The 9,866-nt window shown below is 68.7% G+C and carries 9 protein-coding genes and 2 pseudogenes; all 11 read left to right on the top strand.

From position 1 onward, the window contains the following. A pseudogene (locus K8V84_RS00570) lies at nt 1-282 on the top strand (putative lipid II flippase FtsW); the annotation flags it as partial. Next, the gene (gene murG, locus K8V84_RS00565) at nt 279-1,439 is read left to right on the top strand and encodes an undecaprenyldiphospho-muramoylpentapeptide beta-N-acetylglucosaminyltransferase (protein ID WP_304069168.1); all 1,161 of its coding nucleotides are present in this window, start codon (nt 279-281) and stop codon (nt 1,437-1,439) included. The pseudogene K8V84_RS00570 and the gene murG, both read left to right, overlap by 4 nt. After that, complete coding sequence (gene murC, locus K8V84_RS00560; RefSeq protein WP_304069167.1) at nt 1,436-2,890, top strand: UDP-N-acetylmuramate--L-alanine ligase; 1,455 nt, start codon at nt 1,436-1,438, stop codon at nt 2,888-2,890. Before murG ends, murC begins: the two co-directional genes overlap by 4 nt. Before the next feature lie 12 nt (nt 2,891-2,902). Next, the gene (locus K8V84_RS00555) at nt 2,903-3,631 is read left to right on the top strand and encodes a cell division protein FtsQ/DivIB (RefSeq protein ID WP_304069166.1); all 729 of its coding nucleotides are present in this window, start codon (nt 2,903-2,905) and stop codon (nt 3,629-3,631) included. A gap of 460 nt (nt 3,632-4,091) precedes the next feature. Beyond that, complete coding sequence (gene ftsZ / locus K8V84_RS00550) at nt 4,092-5,633, top strand: cell division protein FtsZ (protein ID WP_304069165.1); 1,542 nt, start codon at nt 4,092-4,094, stop codon at nt 5,631-5,633. A gap of 119 nt (nt 5,634-5,752) precedes the next feature. Beyond that, a complete protein-coding gene (gene pgeF / locus K8V84_RS00545; protein ID WP_304069164.1) occupies nt 5,753-6,472 on the top strand; it encodes a peptidoglycan editing factor PgeF in 720 nt (239 codons plus the stop codon). 124 nt (nt 6,473-6,596) lie between these two features. After that, nucleotides 6,597-7,325 (top strand): YggS family pyridoxal phosphate-dependent enzyme, encoded by a 729-nt coding sequence (locus tag K8V84_RS00540; protein WP_304069163.1) that lies wholly within the window; start codon nt 6,597-6,599, stop codon nt 7,323-7,325. A gap of 136 nt (nt 7,326-7,461) precedes the next feature. After that, nucleotides 7,462-7,989 carry a cell division protein SepF gene (locus K8V84_RS00535; RefSeq protein ID WP_304069162.1) on the top strand — a complete coding sequence of 176 codons (528 nt, stop codon included), beginning with the start codon at nt 7,462-7,464 and terminating at the stop codon, nt 7,987-7,989. 39 nt (nt 7,990-8,028) lie between these two features. Next, the gene (locus tag K8V84_RS00530) at nt 8,029-8,325 is read left to right on the top strand and encodes a YggT family protein (RefSeq protein ID WP_304069161.1); all 297 of its coding nucleotides are present in this window, start codon (nt 8,029-8,031) and stop codon (nt 8,323-8,325) included. Nucleotides 8,326-8,455: 130 nt separating this feature from the next. Continuing rightward, a complete protein-coding gene (locus K8V84_RS00525) occupies nt 8,456-9,370 on the top strand; it encodes a DivIVA domain-containing protein (protein ID WP_304069160.1) in 915 nt (304 codons plus the stop codon). 95 nt (nt 9,371-9,465) lie between these two features. Then, a pseudogene (locus tag K8V84_RS00520) lies at nt 9,466-9,866 on the top strand (hypothetical protein); the annotation flags it as partial.

Raw genomic sequence — 9,866 nt, 5'->3', positions numbered from 1 at the left:
ATCGCCCTCGGTGTACTGCTCGCCCTCGCCCGTAACGAGCCCCAGGCGCAGAAGGCGTTGGCGGCCCGCGGTCCCGGTTGGCTCCAAAGGGCTCTAAGCTGGCTTGGCCTGGAGAACTTCGTCGCTTCCGTCCAGAATCGGGCCGGGGGCACGACTTCCAAGCGCACCTCCGCGCCGAGCACCCCTCGCCCGGCGCGCAAGCGCGACACCAAGACAACGGCCAAGAACCAGAGCGGCCCGGTCCCGGCGGGTGACCGGCCAAGGAGGAATCGACGACGATGAGGGTAGCCCTCGCCGGAGGCGGCACGGCCGGGCATATCGAGCCCGCACTCTCACTTGCGGACGCGCTGCGGCGCATCGACCCGAACACCGAGATCCTCTGCCTGGGAACCGAGCGTGGTCTGGAGACCCGACTCGTCCCCATGCGCGGTTACGAACTGGGCCTGATCCCCGCGGTCCCCCTACCGCGCAGGCTCACCCCACAGCTGCTCACCGTCCCGGGCAAGCTCGCCGGCGCACTCAGCGCCGCGGGCGAACAGCTCGACCGGATCCAGGCCGACGTCCTGGTCGGGTTCGGCGGTTACGTCGCCACCCCCGGCTACCTCGCGGCCCGTCGTCGCAAGATGCCCATCATCGTGCACGAGGCCAACCCGCTGCCGGGCCTGGCCAATCGACTCGGCGCGCGGCTCACCCCGCACGTCTTCACCGGACACCCCCACGCCCAGATACGCAACGGACGCTTCATCGGCATCCCGCTGCGCCGGCAGGTCACCTCCCTGGACCGTCTGGCCATGGGTGACAAGGCGCGCACCTACTTCGGTCTGCGCCCCGACCTGCCCACCCTGCTGATCTTCGGTGGCTCCCAGGGCGCCCAGCGCGTCAACGAGGCCGCCTTCGCCGCCCGCAACGCCTTCCGAGACGCCGGTGTCCAGGTCCTGCACGTCGTCGGCCCGAAGAACGCCGACGAACCCCAGGACCTCACCCAGGACGGCATCCCCTACGTCGCCGTTCCCTACGTCGACCGCATGGACATGGCCTACGCCGCCGCCGACGTGGCCATGTGCCGCTCCGGAGCGATGACCTGCGCCGAACTCACCGCCGTCGGTCTGCCGGGTGCCTTCGTCCCCCTGGCCATCGGTAACGGCGAACAGTCCCTGAACGCCGAACCCATCGTCAAGGCGGGCGGCGGCATCATGATCGGCAACGCCGACCTGTCGCCCGACTGGATCGTCCAGCAGCTCATCCCGCTGCTCACCGACACCGACCGGGTCGTGACGATGTCGGAGGCGGCCGCCCGCATGGGCCGCCGCGACGCCGACACGGAGCTGGCCCGCGAGGTCATGGCGATCGCCCGCGGCGACAAACCCACCCCGGAGATGCCGCTGTCCGAAGACGACGGCGACGAGGTCTACTACGACGACGGTAAGGACGCACGATGAGCCTGGTCCGGCAGACCGAACCGGTCCCCGTCGACAAGCTGGGACGCACCCACTTCATCGGTCTCGGAGGAGCCGGCATGTCCGGCATCGCCCGTGTGCTGCTGCAGTCCGGGGTCGAGGTCTCGGGCAGTGACGCCCGTGACAGCGACACCCTGCGCGAACTCGAGCAGATGGGGGCGCGTGTCCACGTGGGACACGCCGGCGAGAACCTGGGCCCCGCCGAGACCCTCGTGGTCTCCTCCGCGATCCGCGAGGACAACCCCGAACTGGTCGAGGCGCGCCGCCGCGGCATCCGGATCCTGCCCCGGGCCGCGGCCCTGGGCGCCCTGCTGCTGAACCGCGAGGGCATCGCCGTCTCGGGCACCCACGGCAAGACCACCACGACCTCCATGATCACCGTGGTCCTGCAGCACTTGGGCGCCGAACCCGGCTACGTGATCGGCGGCAAGCTGGTCACCACGGGTCTGGGCGCCGACGCCGGGGTCGGCGACGCCATCGCGGTGGAGGCCGACGAGAGCGACGGTTCCTTCCTGATGCTCTCGCCCAAGATCGCCGTGGTCACCAACGTCGAGGCCGACCACCTGGACAACTACAGCGGCCTCGACGAGATCCACGACAACTTCGCGAACTTCGTCGACCGTGTCGAGCGGACCCTCATCGTGGGCGTCGACGACCCGGGGGCCCGCAAGGTCGCCGAACTGGCCCGTGAGCGCGGCAAGCAGGTGCTGACCTACGGGGAGGCGGCCGACGCCGACTACCGGATCACCCGGATCCGTGCCCGCGGTTTCACCACCGAATTCACCCTCCAGACCGTCGATGGCGACCCGATCGACGGCACCGTCGCCGTCCCGGGCCTGCACAACGTCCTCAACGCGGCCGCCGCGGTGGCCGTGGCCGACCGTCTCGGGCACGACCTGGACGTGGCGGTCGAGGGCATCGCCGACTTCGCCGGAGCCGCCCGCCGTTTCGAGCTCAAGGGTCAGGGCGACGGCGTGGGCGTCTACGACAGTTACGCCCACCACCCCACCGAGATCGACGCCGACCTGCGCGCCACCCGCGCCGCGTTGGAGTCCTTCTCCAGGGATTCCGAGGACGAGGTCCCCCTCGGCCGGGTGGTGGCCCTCTTCCAGCCGCACCTGTACAGCCGGACCCGGATCTTCGCCGAGGAGTTCGCGGCCGCCCTGAGCCTGGCCGACGAGGTCGTGGTGATGGAGGTCTTCGCTGCCCGCGAGGACCCCGAACCCGGAGTGACCGGTGAACTCATCACCTCCAAGGTCTCCCACGAAAGGGTGCGTTATGTGCCCGGTCGAGAGGAGGCGGTGCGTACGGTGGTCGAACTCGCCCGTCCCGGGGACATCGTCCTGACGATGGGGGCCGGGGACGTCACCGAGCTGGGTCCGCGCATCGTCGCGGCCCTGTCGGAGCGGGCCGAGGGCAACGGACACGACTAAAGGGGTACACACGTGGGCGCCGACCAGGCCGGGAACGACGCTGCGACGGCACGTCGGGGGGGTTCGGATCCCTGGAAGGCGACCTTCACGGTCCTCTTGGTGGTCTCCCTGGTCTGCGCCGTGGTGTGGTTGCTCCTCGGTTCCCGGTTGCTGGTGGTCCGCGACGTCGCGGTCACCGGCACGGACCGGATCTCCGCCGCCGAGGTCGAGGCGGCGGTGTCGGTGAACACCGGCACCCCGCTGATAAGGGTGGACCTGGACGCCGGCCGCGACCGCGTCGAGGGACTCGACCTGGTCGAGTCCGCCACCGTCAAACGGGGATGGCCCGCCACCCTGAAGGTGGAGGTCGTCGAACGTCGACCCCTGCTCGCGATCGCGGTGGGGGAGGAGTACCGGTTGGTCGACGGCGACGGTGTGCGCATCGAGGACTCGACGAGCCGGCCCGGCACGCATCCACTGGTGTCGGTCACCGGGGAGGTCGAGGACAACGAGGCGGTCCGGGCCGCCGCGGACATCGTGCGCGAGGCCCCCGACTCCTTCGTCGCCCAGATCCAGCTCATCGACGCCAAGGACCCCGACGCGATCAAGATCGAGTTGGGGGACGGCTCCCTCGTGGAGTGGGGCGACGCCGAACACACCGCGGACAAGAGCGGGATCCTACGGGTGCTGATGCGCGAGCATCCCACCGCCGAGGGGCGTGTCTACGACGTCGGTACGCCCGACCTGGCCATGGTCAGGTGAAGGGAGTATCAAGGGATGTTCTGGTTCGGGCGGAGTCGGGGCAAGGCGCTGTTCCCGGGACAAGCGGGTCCGCACCGCCGCGAAACGGCACTCCGGGAGGACATTCCAGACGCGACGCGCCGAGTGTGCACTTCGCTTCCTCGTGTTATACGCGGTTAGGCTGAAGCCGTCATCGGTTGCCCGCACCCGACGGTCCGCTTACTGTCGGGAAGCACAACCACCATCAACAACGTAGTAAAACACGCTTTTCGGGATACGCAGGAACCGTTCGGTCGAGGCCACAGGCCCGGGGGACGGTACCGGTGACCCGGGGTCCCCGCCGACGGTCCGTGCGAGCCGGGAGGTGGGTGAACCCGAAACGCACTCAGTAGAACCGGATGCCGGACCGCCGGCGCACCCGCGGAACCATCTCGTGGACGCGAAGACGGAACGGCTCATGCGAGCGGAAAGGCCCCTCGTCGTGGCAGCACCGCAGAACTACCTCGCGGTCATCAAAGTCGTCGGCATCGGCGGCGGCGGTGTCAACGCCGTCAACCGAATGATCGAAGAGGGGCTCAAGGGCGTTGAGTTCATCGCGATCAATACCGACGCCCAAGCGCTGCTGATGAGCGACGCGGACGTCAAGCTCGACGTCGGCCGTGAGCTCACCCGCGGCTTGGGAGCGGGAGCCAACCCCGACGTCGGCCGAAAGGCCGCGGAGGATCACCGTGAGGAGATCGAGGAGGTCCTCAAGGGGGCCGACATGGTCTTCGTCACGGCAGGCGAAGGCGGTGGCACGGGCACAGGAGGAGCCCCGGTCGTCGCCAACATCGCCCGCTCCCTGGGAGCCCTGACCATCGGTGTGGTCACCCGCCCCTTCGGTTTCGAGGGTAAGCGGCGCGCGACCCAGGCCGAGTCCGGGATAGCGATGCTCCGTGAGGAGGTCGACACCCTCATCGTCATCCCGAACGACCGCCTCCTGTCCATCTCCGACCGTCAGGTCAGCGTCCTCGACGCGTTCAAGGCCGCCGACCAGGTCCTGCTCTCCGGTGTCCAGGGCATCACGGACCTGATCACCACGCCGGGACTGATCAACCTCGACTTCGCCGACGTCAAGTCGGTGATGTCCGGGGCGGGATCGGCGTTGATGGGTATCGGATCGGCGAGAGGGGACGACAGGGCCGTGGCAGCGGCCGAACTGGCGATCTCCTCACCGTTGCTGGAAGCCAGTATCGACGGGGCGCACGGGGTCCTGCTGTCCATTCAGGGCGGCTCCGACCTCGGACTCTTCGAGATCAACGAGGCCGCGCAACTGGTCGCCAACTCGGCGGCCCCGGAGGCCAACATCATCTTCGGCGCGGTCATCGACGACGCCCTGGGTGATGAGGTGAGGGTCACCGTCATAGCTGCGGGCTTCGATGAACCCGAGGTCATCGTGCCGGCGACCCGGGAGCGTCAGCCGGTGGACCCTCCTGAGGCCGTCGCCCCCACGGCAGGCATCACGTCCGGCAAGGAGGAGTCCGCCACGGCCGCTCCGTCCGCCGAGGGCGCGAGCGGGGCGTCGGCCACCAACATGCCGTGGGCGGCCCCGTCCCGACCGGCCTCGCCGGAACCCGAGGCACCCCGGTCCACCGAGCCCGCCCGATCCTGGGTGAGCCCGGAGCCCGCGCACCCCGAGCCCCGGTACGCGCAGACGCCGCCGGTGTCGTCGCGTCCCGAGCCGGAGCCCCAACAGAGCGCCGACTCCTACCAGGGCATGGAGTCCTACCAGGGCAACAGCCACCGGGTCTCCTACGAGGAGGCCCCGGCCGCGCCCATCGCCCCGGAGCCCACGGCGGCACCGACGGCGCAGCCGGTCCCGGCGGAGGAGCCCTCGGCGCCCGAGCCGGAGCCGGAGGCCCAGTCCGGTCCCATCCACGCGGTCTCGGACACCTCCGAGCGGCGCGGCGACGTTCCCACGCCTCGTCGTCGGGTCATCTTCGACGACCCCGACGACCTGGACGTGCCGGAGTTCCTCAAGTAACCCACCGGATACCATCGACGTGTCAGCGGCCCCGACCTTCGCGTCGGGGCCGTCGCCGCCCCCGGGGCCGGAATCCGCCGTCCTCCGGTGGGACCGAGGGAAGGACCACGGACACACCGATGGGCAACGTCATCGACCTGGGGAGCGGCGTGCGCGCCGCCGTCACCGAACGCAAGGGCGGGGTCAGCGTTCCACCGTTCGACTCGCTCAACCTCGGACTCGGCACGGGCGACAGCCGTGAGGCGGTTCTCGCCAATAGAAGGAGCGCCGCCGAGGACCTGGGCTTCGACATCGACCGGACGGTGTGGATGAACCAGGTGCACAGCGCCGACGTGCTCGTGGCCACCGAACCCGGTGGGGTGGGCACCTGCGACGGGGTGGTCACCACCCGTTCCGATCTGGTCCTGGCCTCCATGGCCGCCGACTGCCTGCCCGTCCTGGCCGCCGACGCCGAGGCGGGTGTCCTGGCCGCCGCGCACTCCGGTCGACTCGGTACGGCCCAGGCGATCGCCGTGAACCTGATCGAGGCCATGGTCGCCGAGGGCGCCCGAACCGACCACATCACCGTCTTCCTCGGGCCCACGATCTGTGGGAGTTGTTACGAGGTGCCGCCGGAGCTTCAGGCCCGGACCGCCGAACGTACGCCTGAGGCGGCCTCGACCACTCGTCAGGGCACCACCGGGGTGGACATGCTCGCGGCCGTCACCGCCCAGCTGCGCGGCGCGGGAGTGGACAACATCACCTCCGACGGCCGTTGCACCCTGGAGAGCACCGAACTGTTCTCCCACCGCCGCGACGCCCCCACCGGTCGGTTCGCCTCCTTCATCTGGCGGGACTGACCCGTACGGCCTTCGCGGCAACCAAACCCCCGTTGCCGGAATCGGCCGATCTTCCATGGCCGAGGCGGTACACCGGACGCCACACAGAACACCATCACCACAGCAGGGAACAGAAGGAACAGACGTGTCACACAGCGACCCCGCGCGCACAGAGCAGATCCGCGCCAACCTCCGGGAAGTGCGGGCCAGGATCGAGTCGGCCTGCGCGAAGGCGGATCGTGAGCCCTCCGAGGTGTCCCTGGTGGCGGTGACCAAGACCCACCCCGCGAGCGACGTGCGCGCGCTCGCGTCCCTGGGCGTCACCGACGTCGGTGAGAACCGGGACCAGGAGGCCGCGCCCAAGGCCGCCGAAACCGCCGACCTCGATCTCACCTGGCACTTCGTCGGACAGTTGCAGAGCAACAAGGCCAAATCTGTGGCCTCCTACGCCGACGTCGTCCACTCGGTGGACCGGGCCAAGCTGGCCCGGGCCCTCGGTGAGCGGGCGGCGGCGGCCGATCGGCGCCTGACCTGCCTGGTCCAGGTGGACCTCGACGACGACGCCCGAGCGGGTGTGCTGGGACCGCGCGGCGGTGTCGACCCGGCCGACGCTCCGGCCCTGGCCGACGCCATCGCCGAACACGAGGCGCTCGAACTCGGAGGTGTGATGGCCGTCGCACCCCTGGGCGGGGATCCGGACGCCGCCTTCGCCCGTCTTTACGAGGTGGCGATGGGGATCAGGGACCGTTACCCTCGGGCGACGATGGTCTCCGCGGGGATGAGCGGGGACTTGGAAGCCGCCATCGGAAGAGGCGCGACACACCTGCGGCTTGGTGCGGCGTTGCTCGGCGCCCGAGGCACGAACGTGGGGTAATGTCCCCACATAGACCTTGGGGCCTGTCTGTGGTGTTCGCCCGAAAGGGTGCCCGCCCCGCGACGATGGGGCCAGGACGGGTGAAGACGGAGGAGTCGGCTGCGGTCGAGGCCGCGGGAACGACGGAGGATGTGAGATGGCCGGCGCGATGCGCAAGATGGCGGTCTACCTCGGTCTCGTGGAGGACGACCGTTACGATCACCGTTATGCGGACGAATATGATGAGTTCGATGAATTCGACGAGGTTGTGGAGGAGCAGCGTGACCGCGACGCCGACTCTCCCGCAGGCGAGGAAACACGAGGCGATGCCGTGATGGACACCGGCGACTACCTGGGAACGGGTGAACGACGCGGTGGCACCACCACGACGGCCTCGACCGCCGACCTCGCACGAATCACCACGCTCCACCCGCGCACGTACAACGAGGCGCGTACGATCGGAGAGCACTTCCGGGAAGGTACGCCGGTGATCATGAACCTGACCGAGATGGTCGACAGCGACGCCAAGCGTCTGGTCGACTTCGCGGCTGGTCTGATCTTCGGTCTCCATGGCAGTATCGAACGCGTGACCAACAAGGTGTTCCTGCTGTCCCCGGCCAACGTCGAGGTGACCGCCGAAGACAAGGCGCGGATCGCCGAGCGTGGGTTCTTCAATCAGAGCTAGACCGTCACATTTGTCCAGAGATTGGGTCGGGGAACGACCGTGAGTATCGTCCTATCAGTGCTGTCCCTCCTCCTTCAGCTGTTTGTCTTCGTGCTGATAGCGAGGGTGGTACTGGAGATGGTGCAGTCCTTTTCCAGGGACTGGCGACCCAGCGGGTTCGTTCTCGTGCTCGCTGAGATCGTGTACACGATCACCGACCCACCACTGAAGTTCCTCCGTAGGTTCATCAAGCCGGTGAGGCTGGGGAGCATCGCACTCGACCTGAGTGTGTTGATCCTGTTCTTCGCCATCATCATCCTCCAGAGTTTCCTGGCGGGGATGGCGGCGAGCCTGTGATGAGGACGGCAGGGGTGGAAAAGTAACCCCGGATTCCGATTTGTGGTCTTGGTCATGATCTGGATTGCCGTAAGGTCACGATCAGGTAGCGTCCCTACGGACAGACTCCAAGCGCGCCAAGGAGACGAACATGCCGCTGACACCCGCCGATGTGCGGAACAAGCAGTTCAGTACCACCCGGCTACGTCCGGGATACGATGAAGAAGAGGTCGACGCCTTTCTCGACGAGGTCGAGTCAGAGCTGGACCGACTGATCCAGGAGAACGAGGAACTGCGCGGCAAGCTCGCCGAGTGCCTGCGGGGCAAGGTCCCCAACGCCGGCATGCAGGACTTCCAGCAGCCCCAGGAGCAGCCCGAGGCTCAGCAGCAGATGGAGCAGATGCGTCCGGAGCCGGTCCAGGCCCAGGCGCCCATCGAGCAGCAGCCCCAGCCGCCCGCGCCGCAGCAGGCCCAGATGGCCATGACCGGTGCCAACCTGGCCATGGGCGGCGAGGAGAACATGGACACGGCCGCCCGTGTCCTGGCCCTGGCCCAGCAGACCGCCGACCAGGCGATCAGCGACGCCCGCCGCGAAGCCGACGAGACGCTCGGTCGCGCGCGCAACGAGTCCGAGGACATCCTCGGCAAGGCGCGTCGCCAGGCCGACCAGATCATCGGTGAGGCCCGCGCCCGCTCCGAGAACCTCGACCGTGACGCCCAGGAGCGCCACCGTCAGGTCATGGGCAGCCTGGTCCAGCAGCGCGAGGAGCTGGAGCACAAGGTCAACGTGCTCAAGGACTTCGAGCGGGAGTACCGTAGCCGTCTGAAGGACTACTTCGAGCGTCAGCTCAACGAGCTGAAGAACGAAGAGGAGAAGGCCAAGTCGGTGGAGCTCAACCCGAACACCACGGGTGGCTTCCAGACGATGGCCCCCCAAACCGGTGGCGCCCCCGCCATGCAGCAGCACGGCGGTCCCGGTGGCCCCGGCGGCAACCCGTTCGGTCACCCCGAGCCGGCCCCTCACGGCGGATTCCACCCTGGCGAGGCCCCGCACGAGCGTCGCTGACCCTTCAGCGGCATGTGACTCCGAACAACTGAAGACTCCGGCTCAACACGTGTAAAGGCCCTGGTCGACCCGTGATCCTTAGCATCCTCGCTACCGTGGCGGTGCTGGCGGCCATCGCCGTCATCGCGGCCGCACTGGTGTTCGCCGAGACCGCCCTGGTGTACATCGCCCTGGGACTCGGCGCACTGAGTGTCCTCCTCCTACTGGGCGCTCTGCTCCAAGGCAGGTTCGGTGCGGGTGGAAAGGACACGACACGGACGGACGGTTTGGGGAAGTCGTCCGTCCCCGCGGTCCCCACCGCGGTACCGGGCCCCACATGGGAGTCGGAGCAACCTGGGCGCGTACCCGCACCGGCTTTGGAGTCGGTGCGGGACACCCCTGTCCCGGAGCAACGGCCCTGGGGTGAGGAACCCCAGGAGGAACCGGAGTTCGACGTTCCCCGGTGGGAGACGCCCACCAAGGGCGACTGGCCCGAACCGGTCCAGGCGGCCCAGAC

This window comes from Nocardiopsis listeri, from assembly GCF_020741345.1.
GTDB lineage: Bacteria > Actinomycetota > Actinomycetes > Streptosporangiales > Streptosporangiaceae > Nocardiopsis > Nocardiopsis listeri_A.
Note: the sequence above shows the minus strand (reverse complement) of the source record. Positions and strands in the feature narration are given on the sequence as shown.

What these genes read in the sequence shown, in the direction of transcription:
- murC (WP_304069167.1), top strand. Translation starts at nt 1,436, where the DNA reads ATGAGCCTGGTCCGGCAGACCGAACCGGTCCCCGTCGACAAGCTGGGA.
- murG (WP_304069168.1), top strand. Translation starts at nt 279, where the DNA reads ATGAGGGTAGCCCTCGCCGGAGGCGGCACGGCCGGGCATATCGAGCCC.
- pgeF (WP_304069164.1), top strand. Translation starts at nt 5,753, where the DNA reads ATGGGCAACGTCATCGACCTGGGGAGCGGCGTGCGCGCCGCCGTCACC.
- K8V84_RS00535 (WP_304069162.1), top strand. Translation starts at nt 7,462, where the DNA reads ATGGCCGGCGCGATGCGCAAGATGGCGGTCTACCTCGGTCTCGTGGAG.
- K8V84_RS00525 (WP_304069160.1), top strand. Translation starts at nt 8,456, where the DNA reads ATGCCGCTGACACCCGCCGATGTGCGGAACAAGCAGTTCAGTACCACC.